This is a genomic window from Streptomyces sp. NBC_00090 (assembly GCF_045160815.1).
Taxonomy (GTDB): Bacteria; Actinomycetota; Actinomycetes; order Streptomycetales; family Streptomycetaceae; genus Streptomyces.
This window is the reverse complement of record NZ_CP108224.1, coordinates 990075-1006466: the sequence shown is the minus strand read 5'-3', so window position 1 is coordinate 1006466 and position 16392 is coordinate 990075. Positions and strand designations below refer to the sequence as shown.

The window sequence follows — 16392 nt, the reverse complement described above, 5'->3', positions numbered from 1 at the left end:
ACGGGAGCAGGCGGCTTCTCCCGGGTACGCGATCAGGCGGCGGCGAGCAGCGTCAGCAGACCGCGTACGGCGCTGTCGAAGGGCGCTCGTGAGCCCGTGGCGCGAGCCAGCACATAGCCGCCCTGCACGGTCGCCACGACCGTCGCCGCGATCTCCCCGGCATCGAGCGAACCGCTCAACTCCCCGCTGTCCACGCCCTCCTGGACGACCTCGGCGAGTCTGCCGCGCAGCCGGCCGAGCACCTCGTCCACGGGCGCGCGGAGCTCCGGCCGGGCGATCACCTCCGGGTCCATGGTCAGCCGCCCCACCGGGCAGCCGCGCAGGACCTCGCGCTCGCGCAGCAGGTACGCCTCGATCCGGGCGTACGCCGAACCCCCACCGCCCAGCACCGCCTCGGCCGCCGCACCCAGCTCCTCGGCCGAACGCCGGATCGCCGCGAGCGCCAGGTCCTGCTTCCCCGAGAAGTGGTGGTACATGCTGCCCTGGCCCGCGCCCGCCGCCTCCTGGACGGCCTTGGGGCTGGTGCCCACGTAGCCGCGCTCCCACAGCAGCTCGCGGGTCGCCTCGACCAGTCGCTCGGAGGTGGTCTTCGGGGTGCTCATGACCGCACTGTACATACCAGTAGGTACAGAAGGAAGGTCCGTCACGCCTCCCGCCGTACTCCCGCAGCCCTCCCGCCGTACTCCCGTCGTCGTACGCGCGAAGCCGCTGCCCGTACGACGCCCCGGACCCCCTCCCCGCGCGAGTCTCGAACCACGGACATCACCACAGCGCACCGAGGAGCTGAACCACCATGAACACACTCGCCCACGCGGGCCCCGGCCCGTGGGTCCTCCTCTTCCCCCTCGTCTGGGCCGTCGCCGTCGCGGGGATCGTCACCCTCGCCCGCCGCGCCGGTTGGCGCCCGGGCCGAGGCGGCCGCCCCGGCCGCGACGGCGGGCCGGACGAGCACTCGCCGATCGCCCTGCTCGGCCACCGGTTCGCCGCCGGGGAGATCGACGAGGACGAGTACTGGCGGCGGCTCACCGTCCTGGAGGAGCAGTTCGGCCGCGCCGCGACCACCAAGGGGCGCCGGGCATGACTCCCGCCACGCACACCTCCGCCACACACACCCCCGTCTCCCGCGTCCCGGCCACGAGTGCCGTCGCAGCCGCCCGGGTCCTGGACGCCGTCAAGGTCTACGGGCGCGGCGACACCGAGGTCAGGGCCCTCGACGTGGTGAGCGTCGACTTCCCGGCCGGCCGTTTCACCGCCGTCATGGGTCCGTCGGGCTCGGGCAAGTCCACGCTCCTGCACTGCGCCGCCGGACTCGACACCCTCACCTCCGGCGCCGCGTTCGTCGGCGACACCGACCTCTCCACGCTCGACGACCGCCGGCTGACACTGCTGCGCCGCGACCGCGTCGGCTTCGTCTTCCAGGCCTTCAACCTGCTGCCGACCCTCACCGTCGCGGAGAACATCACCCTCCCGCTCGACCTCGCGGGGAGAACCGCCGACCGGGCCCGGTTCGACCGACTCGTCGACACCGTCGGCCTGCGCGACCGCCTCCACCACCGGCCGGGCGAACTCTCCGGCGGACAGCAGCAGCGGGTGGCCGTCGCCCGCGCCTTCGTCGGCGACCCCGACGTCGTCTTCGCCGACGAACCCACCGGCAACCTCGACTCGCGCTCCGGCGAGGAGGTCCTGAGGCTGCTCGGCCGTACGGTGCGCGAGACCGGCCGTACGGTCGTCATGGTCACCCACGACCCGGTCGCCGCCGCCCACGCCGACGAGGTGATCTTCCTCGCGGACGGGCGGCTCGTCGACCGGATGACCGCCCCGACCGCCGACCGGGTCCTCGACCGCATGAAGGCCTTCGAGCCCGGGACCGAAACCGGCATGGGGACCGAAACCGGCGTGGGGACCGGGACCGGCGTGGGGACCGGGACCGGCGTGGGGACCGGGACCGGCGTGGGGACCGGGACCGGCGTGGGGACCGGGACCGGCGTGGGCACCGGGACCAGCGTGGGCACCGAAACCGGCGTGGGCACCGGGACCGGTGCGGGGACCTCGACCGGTGCGGGGACCCCGACCGACCCCGTTGCCGGCACGACCGCAGGAGGAGCGCCATGAGCACCCCCGCCACCCTCCGGCTCACGCTCTCCTCCCTCCGTGCCCGGCGGCGCCGCTTCCTCGGCACCTTCGCCGCCGTCCTCCTCGGGGTCGCCTTCCTCACCGGCACCCTCGTCATGGGCGACACCCTGCGCGCGAGCTTCGACTCGATGTTCACGGGCGCCACCCGCGGCACGGACGCCGTCGTCCGCAGCGCCACCACCGTCACGGCCGCCGGCGAGGCCCAGGGCACCCGCGGCCCCGTCGACGCCGACCTCGCCGAGCGCCTCGCCGCCCGGGTCCCCGAAGTCGCCGCCGCCGCACCCCTGATCGAGGGCGCCGGCCAGCTCCTCGCCGCCGACGGAACCCCCGTCGGCGGCGAGGGCCCGCCGACCCTCGCCGGGAACTGGATCGAGGACGCCGCCCTGAACCCGTACCGGCTCGCGGAAGGACGTACCCCGCGCGCCCCGGGCGAGGCCGTCGTCAACCGGGGCGCCGCGAAGGCCGCCGGCCTCGACGTCGGCGACACGACCGTCCTGCGCACCCCCGACCCCGTACGGGTCACCGTCGTCGGACTCGCCACCTTCGGCGGCGCCGACGGCATGGGGCAGGTGACCTGGGCCGGCCTGACGCGCGCGGACGCCGAGCGGTACCTGACCGCCCGCCCCGGCGAGGCGACGAGCATCGCCGTACGCGCCGGGCCCGGTGTCACCCAGGAGGAGCTGGTCGCCGCACTGGCCCCCGCCCTGCCCGAGGGGGTCGAGGCGATCACCGGGCAGCGCGCCGCCGAGGAGAACACCGAGATGGTCTCCGGCCGCTTCCTCGACCTCTTCACCACCTTCCTGCTGGTCTTCAGCGGGGTCGCGGTGCTCGTCTCCGTCTTCACCATCCACAACACCTTCGCCGTCCTCGTCGCCCAGCGGACCCGCGAGAACGCCCTGCTCCGCGCCGTCGGCGCCGCCCGCCGTCAGGTCGTCACCGGCACCCTCGCCGAAGCGCTCGCCGTGGGACTGCTCGCCTCCGCCGCCGGACTCCTCGCCGGGATCGGCGTGGCCGCCGGGCTCCAGGCCCTCTTCCCGGCCATCGGCTTCCCCTTCCCCGAAGGCGACCTGGTCGTCACCGCCACCTCCCTCGCACTACCCCTCGGCGTCGGGCTCGCGGTCTGTGGCGGATCCGCGCTCCTCCCCGCCGTACGGGCCGGACGCACGGCCCCGCTCGCCGCGCTCCGCGAGACGGACGTGGACGGCTCGGGCACCTCCCGCGCCCGCGCGCTGACCGGGGGCGCACTCCTGGTCACCGCCGCCGGCACGGTCCTGGCCGGAGTGCTCGGCACGCCGTCGCCGTGGCTCGCCGCGACCGGCGCGGGCCTCGCCGTCGCCGCCTTCGTGGTCCTCGGACCCGTGGCCGCCTCGGTCGCCGTACGGGCGCTCGGCCGCCCCCTGCGCGGGGCCAACCGCGGCCTCGCCCGCCGCAACGCCCTGCGCAGCCCCGGGCGTACGGCGGCGACCGCCACCGCCCTGATGATCGGGGTCGCCGTCGTCACCCTCTTCACCGTCTTCGGCGCCTCCCTCAAGGCGACCATGGACCGCACGGTCGACCGCTCCTTCGCGGGCGACGTGGCCATCGGCGCGCCCTCGTTCGGCGCGGGCGGCAGCGGCCTCAGCCCCCGGCTCGCCCCGGCCGTCGCGGCGCTCCCCGAGGTCGGCACGGCCGTGGGTCTGGGGCGCGGAGTGGCGGAGGTCGACGGCCGGGGCCGCGCCCTGACCGTCACCGACCCGGCGGCGCTCGCCCGCACCCTCGACCTGGGGGAGGTACGGGGCTCCCTCACCGGCCTCGGCGCGGACGGCCTCGCCGTCGCGGCCGACGAGGCCGCCGCCGTCGGCCTCGCGCCGGGCCGCACGGCCGAGCTGACGTTCACGGACGGCACCCGGCGGACCTTCACCGTCCGGGCGGTCTACGAGCGGGCCGACCTCGCCGGCGACTACCTCGTCACCCGGGATGCCTGGGCCCCGCACCGCACACAGGACGCCGACCGGCTCGTCGCCGTCGCCTTCCGGGACGGCGTGTCCACCGAGGAGGGCAGGGCCGCCGTGACCGAGGTCGCGGACCGGTACGGCCAACCGGAGGTGCAGACCCGGGAGGAGTACGCGGAGGCCTCGGCGGGCGGCATCGACATGATGCTCACCCTCGTTTACGCGCTCCTCGCGCTCGCGGTCCTGATCGCGCTGCTCGGCATCGCGAACACGCTGACCCTCGCCGTCCACGAACGGACCCGCGAGCTGGGCCTGTTGCGGGCCGTCGGACAGACCCGCGCCCAGCTGCGGGCCATGGTCCGCTGGGAGTCCGTCCTCGTCGCCGCCTTCGGCACGCTCGGCGGACTCGTGCTCGGCGGCTTCCTCGGGTGGGTGCTCGTCCGAGCGTCGGAGGGGACGGGCGACAGCGCCCTCGCCTTCGCCGTACCCGCGGTGCGCCTCGCGGCGGTGGCCCTCGTCGGTCTCGTCGCGGGAGCCGTGGCGGCCTGGCGCCCGGCGCGCCGGGCGGCGCGCCTGGAGATCCTCCGGGCGATCGCGACGGAGTGACCGGGGGAGGTCCCCGCGGGATCAACCCGCCCGCTCCGCCGGGGATCAGCCCACTCGCCCCGCAGGGATCAGCCCACTCGCCCCGCGGGGATCAGCCCACTCGCCCCGCAGGGATCAACCCACTCGCCCCGCGGGGATCAGCCCGCTCGCCCCGCGGGGACCGTGCCGGCCGAGCGTGCAGTGCCGGCCGAGCGGGCCGCGCCGCCCGCGAGGACCGTCCGGGCCGTGCGGGCCGAGATCGGAGCCAGGGCCGGCTCGGCCGGGGTGCCGAAGGGGACGCCGGGGAACGGGGCGTACCCCCCGTAGGGACTCTCGGTCGTGGAGCCGTGCAGGGCGTGCGCGTGCTCCTCGAACGGGACGACGGACGGTGGCGCCGAGAGGGTGAACCACACGACCTTCCCGTCGTCGCCGCACGGGCGGATGCCCCAACTCTCGCTGACCGCACCGACGATGGCGAGGCCCCGGCCGGAGGTGGCGAGCCCGTCGCCCGCGTCGAAGGCGGCGAGGCCCTCGCACTCGTCGGGTCCGCCGAGCCCGCCAAGGGAACCGGCCGCCGGTATTCGGGGGTCGTGGTCCCTGACCGACACGGTCAGACGGTCGAGAAGCAACTCGATCTCGACCGTGCAGCGCTTGTCCGGCTGTGCGTGCCGGTGGACATTGGTCAGCAGCTCGGTGACACCGAGCGCGGCCTGGTCGATCAAGGCGTCGAGATGCCAGTGGCGCAGATGCGCGGAGACAATTCTGCGGACCTGTCCGATCCGCGACGGCAGGGCTTGGAGCTCCACCGCGTAGTACCTGCTCGGCTCGCTGATCACGGCTGCGACTCCCCGAAGTAGTCCGGAAGAAGACGAAGATTCGGATCTCTCATGCGTTACAGCAGGGTGGCGACCGAATCGTAACGTCACCACCGGTGAACCCTCAGTGAGGTGGTTCCAGAGTGAACCAGTGGTGACCGCCCCGCAACTCGCGGCAATCCGTGGCAGGTCAGGACCGATGTGCCGCGCGCTTGAGCGCCGCGAGGAAGCGCCCTGACTCCTCGGCCTCGCCCCCGCCTCGCCCGTCGCCGCCCTCATGGTGCAGGGTCAGTCGGTACCGGGTCCCGTTCACGGTCGCGACCGCCTCGTCGGCCTTCGCGAACCACGGCCGCCCGGCGCGGACGGCGCTCACCGGCGCGCTGTCGATCTCGCTGCCGTAGCTCGTGAGCAGCGCGAGCCGGCCGTCCTCGATCCGCACCTCTCCCGCGCGCGTCAGGGAACGGGGCCAGCGTGCGATCCGTACGCCCCTCGCGCTGAACTCGGGTTCCGCCATGCCGGTCCGCCCCTTTCACCCGGTTGCCGTTCCCAGTGTGCCGGGCCGCCCGTGACCGCACCAGTAGCCCTGCCACAAGGGATGCCTATGGGAACATCAAAGGGAACGTTTGCCCAGGTGAGAGGGGTATTGTCGGCAGCGGGAACCAGTGGCAGTGAGCAAGGAGTGGGACGGATGAGCACCACGGAGAACAGTGCGACCGCCGCGCCGACGACCGTCGACGTCGACCGCAGCGACCCGGCGTACCGGGCCTGGCTGAAGGAAGCCGTCCGCAAGGTCCAGGCCGATGCCAACCGCTCCGCCGACACCCACCTGCTGCGGTTCCCGCTCCCCGAGAAGTGGGGCATCGACCTCTACCTCAAGGACGAGTCGACCCACCCCACCGGCAGCCTCAAGCACCGGCTCGCCCGCTCCCTCTTCCTCTACGGGCTGTGCAACGGCTGGATCCGCCCCGGCAAGCCCGTCATCGAGGCCTCCAGCGGTTCGACCGCCGTCTCCGAGGCGTACTTCGCGAAGCTCGTCGGCGTCCCCTTCATCGCCGTGATGCCCCGCACGACCAGCCCCGAGAAGTGCCGGCTCATCGAGTTCCACGGCGGGGAGTGCCACTTCGTCGACGACTCGCGGACGATCTACGAGGAGTCCGCCGCCCTCGCCGCGCGCACCGGCGGCCACTACATGGACCAGTTCACCTACGCGGAGCGGGCCACCGACTGGCGCGGCAACAACAACATCGCCGAATCCATCTACCAGCAGCTGACGTTGGAGCGGTACCCGGAGCCCACCTGGATCGTGGCCACCGCGGGCACCGGCGGCACCTCGGCGACCATCGCCCGCTACGTCCACTACATGCAGCACGACACCCGGATCTGTGTCGCGGACCCGGAGAACTCCTGTTTCTTCGACGGCTGGACGCAGGGCGACCCGGACGCGACGGCCGACTGCGGCTCGCGCATCGAGGGCATCGGCCGCCCCCGGATGGAGCCGAGCTTCGTCCCCGGGGCCATAGACCGCATGATGAAGGTCCCCGACGCGGCGAGCGTCGCCGCCGTCCGTGCCCTGGAGACCGCGATCGGCCGCAAGGCGGGCGGCTCCACCGGCACCGGCCTCTGGAGCGCCTTCAAGATCGTGGCCGAGATGGTCCGCCAGGAGCGCACCGGCAGCATCGTCACCCTGATCTGCGACCCGGGCGACCGCTACCTCGACAAGTACTACTCCGACGCGTGGCTGGCGGACCAGGGGCTCGACATCGCCCCGTACACCGCCGCTATCGAGCGCTTCCTGGAGACGGGGGCCTGGCCGGAGTGAGCCGCCGGTCCAGGCGGCGCGCCGCGTCCCGGAAGGAGAGCCCGAGGCCCGGGCGGGCGAGGAGGACCGCGAACCGGAACGGGGCGGCGCCGTCGACGGCCATGGTCCAGCGCAGGCGCGTGCCCTTCCCGGCGGGGGAGAGGGCCCACTCCTCGGCCATGGCCGTCACGCCGGGGGCGTTCGTCGTGTCGACCCGGTAGGCGTAGCGGACCTCGGGCTCGGAGGCGAGGATCGTCTCCTCGAACGTGATCCCGCCCCGCAGCCGGACGGTCCGGCCCGCCCCGTCGCCCGTCGGGACGGCGGAGGTGACGGCGGTGAACCAGGCGGGCAGGCTCCCCACCTCCACGGCCACCGACCGGTAGACGGCCGGCGGTGGTGCGGCCAGCGTCGCCGTGAAGGCCAGACGGACGGGTGCGGATGCGGTGAAGTCGAGCTCCACCGGCCTCAGTCGGCGTGCCATGGACCGAACCTCCCCAGGACGGACGCGGAAGTGCACCCTAGCTGACGTCATGTCAACAGCACAGAGGGTGAGGGGAGCCGGGAAACGCCCCGGCGATCAGCCCTGCCGGAGCAGCCCGTCCACGGCGCGCCCGAACAGCACCCGCCCCGCCCGCCTGAGCAGCGGATCGAAGACGCGTGGCAGGCCCCGCACCGAGAGCTCCTCCGTCCACTCCACCCGGCTGCCGCCGCCGGGAGAGTCCGTCACCTCGACGGTCGCCCAACCCCGTACGACCCGGCCGGACTTCTCCAACGTGCACACGCCGGGCCGCCCCGCCTCCGGCGGTTCCCAGCGCACGACCTCCATCGGGTCGTCGAAGGCCAGCCGGCCGATCCCGGTCCGCGCCGTGAACCGCGTCCCCGCCCCGTTCGGGCCCGGAGTCAGCACGCTCGTCCGGGTCAGCGGCACCTGACGGCCGTGCGCCGGCCAGTCCGTCAGCCGCCGCCACACCTCGTCCGGCGCCAGCGGTACGGTCCGCCCGACCCGGAACAGGGTCACGCCGGTTCCTCGCCCGCCACCAGGAGTCCCGGCAGGTGCTCCACGACCTCGCCGCGGACCCCGTCGCTCAGGCCGCGATCGGTGACCCAGGTGTCCACCTCGCCCAGGTCGGCGAAGGAACTCAGGCCCACAGTGCCCCACTTGGTGTGGTCGGCGACCGCCACCACACGGCGCGCGGACCGCATCAGGCACCGGTTGGTCTCCGCCTCCGCCAGATTCGGCGTCGAGAGACCGGCCTCCACCGAGATGCCGTGCACCCCGAGGAAGAGCAGGTCGAAGTGGAGCGAGCGGATCGCCCGGTCCGCCACCGGGCCCACCAGCGCGTCGGACGGTGTGCGGACCCCGCCGGTCAGGACGACGGTCGCCGCCCCGCGCCGCGCCTCGGCCCCGCCGCCGGTCAGCTGCGCCTCGTGGAAGACGTCCGCGACCCGCACCGAGTTCGTCACCACCGTCAGGTCCGGCACGTCGAGGAGGTGCCGGGCCAGGGCGTAGGTCGTCGTCCCGCCGGACAGGGCGATCGCCGAGCCCGGCACGACGAGCGCCGCGGCGGCCCGCGCGATCTCGTCCTTGGCGCTGAGTTCGAGCACCGACTTGGCTTCAAAACCCGGCTCGTGGGTGCTCGCCTCGATCACCGGCACGGCACCGCCGTGCACCTTCGCCACCATGCCCTGTCGGGCCAGGGCGTCCAGGTCGCGGCGGATCGTCATGTCCGAGACGTTGAGCCGGCGGGTCAGCTCGTTCACCCGCACACCGCCGCGCCGCCGGACCTCGTCGAGGATCAGGGCGCGCCGCTGTTCCGCGAGGAGGTTCTGGTTGTCAGTCACCGCCGGGGCCGGTCCTTCCAAAGGAGACAAGGGGATCAGTGTCGGATTCGGTGAGAGTGCGTGCGCTGCCGCACGGTCGTCCGCGATCCTGATTCCGACGTCGCATCCTCCCACTCAGAGAGGAAGTCCCCTAAGTGTCCCCTGCCACACCCGCCCCGGAGACCGGGGGCGCGGCGCTCGAACTCCTCGTCCACGGGGTCGGCGGAGCCACCCCGCAGGACATGCTCGACGACCCCAGGACCGTCCGGGTCACCGGCGACCGGACCGCCGCCGTGCACCGGCGCGCCGAGGACCTCGACGCGGAGGACCACCCCGAGCGGTACGCGGCGCGCCCGGTACCGGAGGCGTACTGCTGGTCCAACCTCACCTCCGGCGACGGCGCGCGCGCCCTCTGGCTGCTGCTCCTGCCCTTCATGGTCGCCAACCTGGCGCACTGGATGCGCCCGCCCGCCGTCGGCCGACCGGGGCTCGTCCGGCTGTACGGAGTCCTCGTCCGGCTCGTCGCCCTCACCCTGACCGTGCTCCTGACCGCCGCGGCCTGCGAGGTCGCGCTCGACCTGACGGCCTGGCAGTGCGCCGGCACCGCCGCCTGCGCCGACGCGTACTCCTGGCTCGGCTTCCTCGCCGCCGACAGCGGCGGCTGGTGGTCCGTGCCCGGGCGCCGCCTCGCCCTCGCGGCGCTGGTGCCGACCGCGCTCGTCGGACTCCTCTGGTATCTCTCCAACCGGACCTGGAGCGCGTACGAGGCCCAGCGCCCGCCCACCGGCTACGACGCCCCCGCGCCGGAACCGCGGGCCGACGCACGGGCCGCGACGGAAGGCGACACACCGACAGAGGTGCAGGCAGAGGCGCAGGAAGAGGAGCAAACAGGGACGCAAGCCCCCGCGGAGGCCGACGCGCAGGCCGCCCTGCAGGCCGCCCCGGAGGCCGCCGCCCACGAGGAGGACCGCCCCGTCGGCCCCGCCCCCGCCGAGCTCCGGCCAGCCCTCGGGCGCCCCGGATTCTGGTACGGGCGCCGCCTCGTCGCCCGTCTCCGCGCCGCGCACACCGCCGCCGGATTCCTCACCGTCGCCGCTGCCCTGGCCGCCGCCACCGCCCGCCACGACACGGGGACGCGCGCCGCGCTCGGCCTCGCCCTCCGGGCCGCCCTCGTCGTCCTCTGCGCCGTCGTCCTCTGGGTCGTCTGCCGCCGCGGTCGGAGCGAGCGCCGCCTCGACCTGTGCCTCGAGCGGGCCCTCGTCTCCTGGCTGCCCGCCGCCTCACTCCTCCTGCTCGCCCTCACCGCCCTGCACGCCGGCTGGTCCCGCCCCGGCTGGGTCTCCACCGGCACCCTCCCCGGAGACGCCGTCTTCGGCGCGCTCACCCTCGTCCAGGGCGGCCTGGTCGTCGCCCTCGGCGTGGTCGCCCTGCTGCTCCAGCGCCCCCGCAGGGACCCCCGCACCGCGCTGCGCGGCCTCGGCGGCCCGGCCGTCGCCATGCTCGCCTGCGCCCTCGCCGGGGTGATGTCCGGAGGCGTCGCCCAGCGCGTCGCCGACTGGCTCGACGGCCCCGCCACCCCGGGCATGGGCCAGGGACCCCGGATCGGCCCGCCCGTCCTGCTGAGCTGGCAGGCCTCCGTCATCCCCGTCCTGCTCCTGCTGCTGCTCGCGCCCGCCGCCCTCCTCGCCGTACGGACCGTGTTCGCCGCCCGGCGGCTGCGGCCGGCCGTCGAGGCCGACTACGGGGCCCACGCGGAACCCGACCCGGTCCGGACCGGACAGATCGCGGCCGGCCGGGCCCGCGCGGCGCTCACCGACTCCGCGCCGGTCCTCGTCGGCGTCGTCGCCGGCGCCACCCTGCTCCTCGGGGCGGCCTCCGTCGTCGGCGCCTGGGCCAGCGGAAACGTCCCCGGCCGGGCCTTCGACGGGGCACACCCCGCGATCGCCTCACTCGCCACCGCCGCCCAGGCCCTCGGGTCCTGGATGATCGGCTTCGGCTTCCTCCTCTTCGTCACCTGGGGCCGCCGCGCCTACAAGGACGCCTCGGCCCGCCGCACCATCGGCATCCTCTGGGACGTCGGCACCTTCTGGCCGCGCGCCGCCCACCCCTTCGCCCCGCCCTGCTATGCCGAACGGGCCGTCCCCGACCTCACCTGGCGCATGAGCTCCTGGACCCGCGGCACCGGCGGCCGCCTCGTCATCTCCGGCCACTCCCAGGGCAGCGTGCTCGCCGCGGCCGCCGTCTGGCAGCTGACGCCCGCCACCCGCGGGCGGGTCGCACTGCTCACCTACGGCTCACCCCTGGAGCGGCTCTACGGACGCTGGTTCCCCGCCTACTTCGGGCCCGAGGCGCTGCGCGCCCTCAACCGCACGGTGCACTGCTGGACCAACCTCCACCGGGCCACCGACCCGATCGGCGGCCCCGTCCACGTACCCGCGGAGGACGGCAGGCCGGCCGTCGACGGGGAGGTGCTGCGCGACCCGGTCGCGTACGGCCGCACCCGCGAACACCCGCTGCCCGAACCGATCCTGGGCCACTCCGACTACCAGGCCGACCCGGCCTTCGCCGACCGGCGCACCGCTCTCCTCGACCGGCTGCCGCCGGCCCTGCCCCACCAGCGCCGCGAGCCCGACGAGCGGCACCGTCAGGGGAGTTCGGGGAGGTCGTCCGGGTAGAGCAGGGTCAGGTCGTCCGTGCTCGGCTCGGCGAGCGAGGCGACCCGGCCCGCGTGCCGCTCCACCATCGACTCGAAGGTCTGCCGTGCCGTACGGCCGTTGCCGAAGGCCGGGCCCTTGGGCAGCTTCGTGAAGTAGACGAGCAGGGCCTCGTCCGTGCCCGGCGAGAGCCGGTACTCGTGCTCGTCCGCCTGCTGCCCCACGATCCTGAGGAGCTCCTCCGGCGCGTAGTCGCCGAAGCTGATGGTCCGTGAGAAGCGTGACGCCACACCGGGGTTGACGGTGAGGAAGCGCTCCATCTCCGCCGTGTACCCGGCGACGATGACCACCACCGCGTCCCGGTGGTCCTCCATCAGCTTCACCAGCGTGTCGATCGCCTCCCGGCCGAAGTCCCGCCCCGAGTCCTCCGGCGACAGCGCGTAGGCCTCGTCGACGAACAGCACCCCGCCGCGCGCCCGGTCGAAGGCCTCCTGCGTACGGATCGCGGTCGAGCCGATGTGCTCGCCCACCAGGTCCACCCGGGAGACCTCCACCAGGTGTCCCCGCTCCAGGACGCCGAGCGAGGCGAGGATCTCGCCGTACAGCCTGGCCACCGTCGTCTTGCCGGTGCCCGGATTGCCGGTGAAGACCAGATGACGGCGGACCGAGGCCGCCTTGAGTCCCGCCTCCTGCCGCCGGCGCCCCACCTCGATCATGTTCGTGAGCGTCCGCACCTCGTGCTTGACGCTCTCCAGGCCCACCAGCGCGTCCAGTTCGCCGAGCACGTCCTGCGAGGCGCGGGCCTCCGGGGCGGGTTCGGGTACCACCGGCGCCGGGGCGGCCGGCTGGGTGCGCGGCACGGGAACCGCCCCGAGGAGCCCCGCCGACTGCGTGGCCGTCAGGACGGCGCCGCCGTCGGGCACGGAGGAGCGGACCGCGCTCTCGTCGCTGGTGCACTGCTCCGCGACCGCGCCCTCCTCCGGGAACTCGTACCCGCCGCGCGCGCACCGCTCCGTACGGCACTTGCGCAGGCTCGTCCGGCAGCCGTCCGTCACATGGAAGCCGTACCCGCCGCTGCCCGTGACCCGGCAGCCGTGGAAGGAGCCGCGGCCCTCGGCCGACACGTAGAAACCGGCCTCGGCGGGCGAGGTGACCGTGCACCGCTCGATCGTCGGGTCGGCGCCCTTGGTGACGATGACTCCGGTCTGCACGGCGTCGATCGTGCACCCCGCCAGGGTGCCGCCGCTGCCGTGGTCCCGGAACCAGGCGCCCGTGGAGGCCTCCCGGATCCGGCAGTCGTCGAGCTGGGCCGTCGCCCCGTCGCTCACCGACACCGCCGTGTTCCGCACCTGCGACAGATCGCTGTCGACCACGTCCACGCGCGAACCCCGGTCGAGGACGAACAGCGCGTCCGGTACGTCGTGCACCCGGCAGGCGTCGAGGACGGCGGTCGCCCCGTCGCTCACCCACACCGCCGGGTAGTCGCCCGTACTGTCGTGGATCTCGCACCCGTTGGCGTCCACCCGGGTCCCCGGGTCCCACACCGAGAGGCCGTTGCGGCCGAAGCGGCGGACGGTCGACCGGGTCAGGGTCAGCACCGAGCGCGACCGCAGGTCCACCGCGTTCTCCGGGACGTCGTGGATGTCGCAGTCCGAGAGCGTGAGCACGGCGTCCGTGTCGAGGGTGATGCCGTCCGCCGAGGTGCGGTGCACCGAGGAGTCGGTGAGGTGGGCCGTGGCGCGGGCCGCGATCTGAAGACCGGCACCCTTGATCTCGTACACCTCGCAGCCGACGCCCTCCAGGCCGCTGCCCTCGCCCGTGACGGCGATCCCGGCGCCGGAGGCGTGGTGCACCCGGCAGCGCTCGAAGCGCGGGTGCGCCCCGCCGCGCACCGAAATGCCCGCCTGCCCCGCGGAGACCACCTCGCACTCCTCGAAGACCCCGCCCGCGCCGTCGACCACGGCGATGCCGACCCCGGCCGGATTGTCGATCGTGCAGCGGCGGACCGTCGGGCGGGCGGCGCCCCGCACCTCGATCCCGGCGGCCGAGCGGGTCATGATCCGCAGGTCGAGCAGTTCCGGAGTGCCGTCCTCGACGAGCAGCGCGGGCGCCGCGACGTCCTGCCCCTCGATGTGCAGGTCCTGGACGGTGACGGAGGCACGGACGGTCAGCGCCACCCCGTCCGGCGGCGCGATCCGCACGGAGCCGATGCCACCCTCGGGGCCGCGCAGGGTGACGGCCCGCCGCACGACCAGGTTCTCCCGGTAGGTGCCGGGCGCGACCGTGAGGACGTCCCCGTCGCTCGCGGCCTCCAGGGCGGCGGCGAGGGAGGCGTACTCGCCCGTGCGGCGCCGCCACCGCGATGTGCCGGTGTGCGTCACCTGGACCGTGCCCTGTGCCATGGGTGTGCCCTGCCCCCGCGTCGTGCCTCGCCGCTGATCGGATGCCCCACCGTAGCGCGCGCGGCGCGTGGGGGTTGACGGGTCGTGAGGGCTTACCCGTACGGGGTGCGGAGGGGGTCAGCTGCCGGTGTCGGCGCGGCCCCAGTCCGGGCCGGCCGAGGCCCACGCGCGGTCCAGGCGCGCGTACCGCCGCAGGAGCAGCCGGCGGACCGCGAGCCGGCGGACGGTCTCCACGAGCAGGCCCGTGAGGAGCGCGGCCATCAGTCCGGTGACGGCCGCGTGGGCGCGGGCCGTGCCGGCCCGCATCGGCGCGGACACCGGGCGCCCGTCGCGGTCCGTCCAGAGCGGGAAGGCGTCACCGGGCGCGGAGTGCCGCCTCGCCGTGGGCACCGTGCCCGTACGGGCCGTGCCGTCCGGGGCGGTCCAGCGCGCCACCACGGAGCGGCGCAGGCGCTCCTCCCCGGCGGTCTCGGTCGTCCGGGGTCCGCTCGCGGGCCCGTCGGCGAGGCGGACCACCCGGGCCGTCGTCGGCAGCCGCTGCTCCTGCTGGGCGCGGACCGCGCGCTGGAGAGAGCCGTGCGCGGACGAGCCGGCCGCCCAGCCGGCCAGGGGTACGAGGAGACAGAGCAGCACGACCGCCGCGAAGGCGACCCACGCCTCGATCAGGTCCGTGGTCCGGCGCAGGGGATTGTGCCGCCAGCGCCAGAGTCCGGTGGCTGCGCGCACGTCGGAACCCCCTCGTTGTTCGCCGCTCCTCCAACGAGTGTGCCCCGGGGGACGGTTCCCCGCCTGTCGGGCCGGTGAGGCGCGAGGGGCGCGGCGGGAGGCCGTCCTGCGGATCGGGCCGGGTGCGCCGGGTCTCAGTCGAGGATCTTCACGGGGTCGCCGACCCGGACCGTGCCGCGGTGCTCGGGGACGAGGTTCTGGCCGAAGATGACCCGGCCGCCGCTCTTGCGGTGCAGGGCGAGGGAGCGCAGCGGCTCCTTGCCGCGCTCGGCGGTGGACTGGTCCGTCGTCGTGACGACGCAGCGCCCGCAGGGCCTGGCGACGCGGAAGGTGACCTCGCCGACCGCGAGCCGGGTCCAGCCGTCCTCCGCCCAGGGGGCGGTCCCCCCGATCACCAGGTTCGGCCGGAAGCGGTTCATCGGCAGGGGGCCCTCGTGGGCGTGGTCCCCACGCGCGATGAGGGAGTTGAGGGCGTCGAGCGAGGCGGTGGTGGCGACGAGCAGCGGATAGCCGTCCGCGAAGCTCACGGTCTCGCCGGGCAGGGCGTACTCCGGGTCGACCGGGCGCCGGTGCTCGGGCGCGTCCATGTGCACGAGCCGGGCCTCCGTCTCCAGGAACGCGGAGAGCCAGGCGGCCGCCTCGGGGTGGGCCGGGACCGCCTCCACGAACTTGTCGAAGATCTCCACCGTGACGGTGGTCGAGGGGCGCGGCACCTCGACCGCCAGCGGCGGGTGACCGGGCGCGGACAGTACGACGCCGCCGTCCGCCAGCGGATCCGCCGTGGCCAGCGCCATCCGGGGGTGACGGCGCTGGGTCACGACCTTGCCCGCGGCGTCGACGACGGCCCAGCGGCGGTCCTCGGCCAGCCCCCAGGGCTGTACCTCGGCCTCCGTGGATGTCAGCGCGCGCATGGCCTTCACCGGGTGGACGTGGACGGAGCGGAGAACAGGAGTGGACATGCCGTCATCCTGCCAGCCGCCCCGGCCTCCGTCGGCCGGTGCGGGTGGCCCGGTCAGTAACCCCCGCCCTGGTAGGGGCGGTTGTACGGGTCGTGGTACGCCGCCGGCGCGGGGGCCGGAGCCTGTGCGGGTACGGGCCGCGGAGCGGCCGGGCGCATCGCCTCGTACCCGGACGCGGCCGGGCGGGGCTGCTGCGGGTACTGGGGGCCCGGGTAGCCGCGCGGGGCCACGGGCTGCTGCGGGATGTACGGGGCGGGGGCGTGCTGGAGCGGCGCGGGGGCCATCTGCGGCGAAGGCTGCGGATAGCCGTACCCGCCGCCGTAGGCGGGGGCGGGGTGGGGACTCGGTGCCGCCGGGAGGGCGGGCAGTGCCGAGGGGAGCGCCGGCAGGTAGGAACCGCTTCCGGGGAAGCTGCTGCCGGTGTCGTAGGCGGCGGGCACTCGGATCGGGGCGATCTGAGGCGTGCCCCGCTCCGCGACCAGGGAGTCGTAGATCGGGGTGTCCGGGAAGGACGGCGCGGTGTAGTAGCCGCCTCCATAGGAGGAGCGGGGGGAGGTCATGGCACATA

General features: G+C 74.8%; 14 protein-coding genes and 1 pseudogene. 5 read left to right on the top strand and 10 right to left on the bottom strand.

Annotated elements, in window-relative coordinates; all coding sequences use genetic code 11:
- Positions 1-32 precede the first annotated feature (32 nt).
- Positions 33-617: a TetR/AcrR family transcriptional regulator gene (locus OG361_RS04485; RefSeq protein WP_384572591.1), complete on the bottom strand. Its 585-nt coding sequence runs from the start codon at positions 615-617 to the stop codon at positions 33-35.
- A gap of 176 nt (positions 618-793) precedes the next feature.
- Between OG361_RS04485 and OG361_RS04480 the strand changes: the two genes are divergently transcribed.
- The 3 genes and pseudogenes from OG361_RS04480 to OG361_RS04470 all read left to right on the top strand — a co-directional run bounded on the left by OG361_RS04480 (position 794) and on the right by OG361_RS04470 (position 4670).
- Positions 794-1081: an SHOCT domain-containing protein gene (locus tag OG361_RS04480; protein WP_384572594.1), complete on the top strand. Its 288-nt coding sequence runs from the start codon at positions 794-796 to the stop codon at positions 1079-1081.
- Positions 1078-1860: pseudogene (locus OG361_RS04475) on the top strand (ABC transporter ATP-binding protein); the annotation flags it as partial. The gene OG361_RS04480 and the pseudogene OG361_RS04475, both read left to right, overlap by 4 nt.
- Before the next feature lie 248 nt (positions 1861-2108).
- Positions 2109-4670, top strand: a complete 2562-nt coding sequence (locus tag OG361_RS04470) for an FtsX-like permease family protein (protein WP_405851955.1) — start codon at positions 2109-2111, stop codon at positions 4668-4670.
- A gap of 137 nt (positions 4671-4807) precedes the next feature.
- On the opposite strand, the gene OG361_RS04465 is transcribed toward OG361_RS04470, so the two are convergent.
- Positions 4808-5485 carry an ATP-binding protein gene (locus OG361_RS04465; protein ID WP_405851954.1) on the bottom strand — a complete coding sequence of 226 codons (678 nt, stop codon included), beginning with the start codon at positions 5483-5485 and terminating at the stop codon, positions 4808-4810.
- A 169-nt stretch (positions 5486-5654) separates the two neighbouring features.
- Entirely contained in the window at positions 5655-5978 is a 324-nt protein-coding gene (locus OG361_RS04460) for a hypothetical protein (protein WP_405851953.1), read from the bottom strand.
- A gap of 174 nt (positions 5979-6152) precedes the next feature.
- Here OG361_RS04460 and OG361_RS04455 point away from each other — a divergent pair, with 174 nt between their 5' ends.
- Positions 6153-7283 (top strand): PLP-dependent cysteine synthase family protein, encoded by a 1131-nt coding sequence (locus OG361_RS04455; RefSeq protein WP_384572608.1) that lies wholly within the window; start codon positions 6153-6155, stop codon positions 7281-7283.
- On the opposite strand, the gene OG361_RS04450 is transcribed toward OG361_RS04455, so the two are convergent.
- The 3 genes from OG361_RS04450 to OG361_RS04440 form a co-directional block, all read right to left on the bottom strand.
- Positions 7243-7743: an SRPBCC family protein gene (locus OG361_RS04450; protein WP_405851952.1), complete on the bottom strand. Its 501-nt coding sequence runs from the start codon at positions 7741-7743 to the stop codon at positions 7243-7245. The genes OG361_RS04455 and OG361_RS04450 overlap by 41 nt on opposite strands.
- Positions 7744-7839: 96 nt before the next feature.
- Positions 7840-8280, bottom strand: coding sequence for an SRPBCC family protein (locus OG361_RS04445; RefSeq protein WP_405851951.1), 441 nt, complete (start codon positions 8278-8280; stop codon positions 7840-7842).
- Complete coding sequence (locus tag OG361_RS04440; RefSeq protein WP_405851950.1) at positions 8277-9104, bottom strand: DeoR/GlpR family DNA-binding transcription regulator; 828 nt, start codon at positions 9102-9104, stop codon at positions 8277-8279. The genes OG361_RS04445 and OG361_RS04440 overlap by 4 nt, the downstream gene beginning before the upstream one ends.
- 134 nt (positions 9105-9238) lie before the next feature.
- Here OG361_RS04440 and OG361_RS04435 point away from each other — a divergent pair, with 134 nt between their 5' ends.
- Positions 9239-11758 (top strand): hypothetical protein, encoded by a 2520-nt coding sequence (locus tag OG361_RS04435; protein WP_405851948.1) that lies wholly within the window; start codon positions 9239-9241, stop codon positions 11756-11758.
- Here the strand turns inward: OG361_RS04435 and OG361_RS04430 are convergent.
- From OG361_RS04430 to OG361_RS04415, 4 genes are all read right to left on the bottom strand, one after another.
- Positions 11728-14139, bottom strand: a complete 2412-nt coding sequence (locus OG361_RS04430; protein WP_405851947.1) for a right-handed parallel beta-helix repeat-containing protein — start codon at positions 14137-14139, stop codon at positions 11728-11730. The genes OG361_RS04435 and OG361_RS04430 overlap by 31 nt on opposite strands.
- A 117-nt stretch (positions 14140-14256) precedes the next feature.
- Positions 14257-14865 carry a hypothetical protein gene (locus OG361_RS04425; protein ID WP_405851946.1) on the bottom strand — a complete coding sequence of 203 codons (609 nt, stop codon included), beginning with the start codon at positions 14863-14865 and terminating at the stop codon, positions 14257-14259.
- Between the two features lie 134 nt (positions 14866-14999).
- The gene (locus OG361_RS04420) at positions 15000-15824 is read right to left on the bottom strand and encodes an MOSC domain-containing protein (protein ID WP_405851945.1); all 825 of its coding nucleotides are present in this window, start codon (positions 15822-15824) and stop codon (positions 15000-15002) included.
- Positions 15825-15877: 53 nt separating this feature from the next.
- Entirely contained in the window at positions 15878-16384 is a 507-nt protein-coding gene (locus tag OG361_RS04415; RefSeq protein ID WP_405851944.1) for a DUF6643 family protein, read from the bottom strand.
- Positions 16385-16392 lie beyond the last annotated feature (8 nt).

What these genes read in the sequence shown, in the direction of transcription:
- OG361_RS04485 (WP_384572591.1), bottom strand. Translation starts at nt 617, where the DNA reads ATGTACAGTGCGGTCATGAGCACCCCGAAGACCACCTCCGAGCGACTG.
- OG361_RS04480 (WP_384572594.1), top strand. Translation starts at nt 794, where the DNA reads ATGAACACACTCGCCCACGCGGGCCCCGGCCCGTGGGTCCTCCTCTTC.
- OG361_RS04470 (WP_405851955.1), top strand. Translation starts at nt 2,109, where the DNA reads ATGAGCACCCCCGCCACCCTCCGGCTCACGCTCTCCTCCCTCCGTGCC.
- OG361_RS04460 (WP_405851953.1), bottom strand. Translation starts at nt 5,978, where the DNA reads ATGGCGGAACCCGAGTTCAGCGCGAGGGGCGTACGGATCGCACGCTGG.
- OG361_RS04455 (WP_384572608.1), top strand. Translation starts at nt 6,153, where the DNA reads ATGAGCACCACGGAGAACAGTGCGACCGCCGCGCCGACGACCGTCGAC.
- OG361_RS04450 (WP_405851952.1), bottom strand. Translation starts at nt 7,743, where the DNA reads ATGGCACGCCGACTGAGGCCGGTGGAGCTCGACTTCACCGCATCCGCA.
- OG361_RS04430 (WP_405851947.1), bottom strand. Translation starts at nt 14,139, where the DNA reads ATGGCACAGGGCACGGTCCAGGTGACGCACACCGGCACATCGCGGTGG.
- OG361_RS04420 (WP_405851945.1), bottom strand. Translation starts at nt 15,824, where the DNA reads ATGTCCACTCCTGTTCTCCGCTCCGTCCACGTCCACCCGGTGAAGGCC.
- OG361_RS04415 (WP_405851944.1), bottom strand. Translation starts at nt 16,384, where the DNA reads ATGACCTCCCCCCGCTCCTCCTATGGAGGCGGCTACTACACCGCGCCG.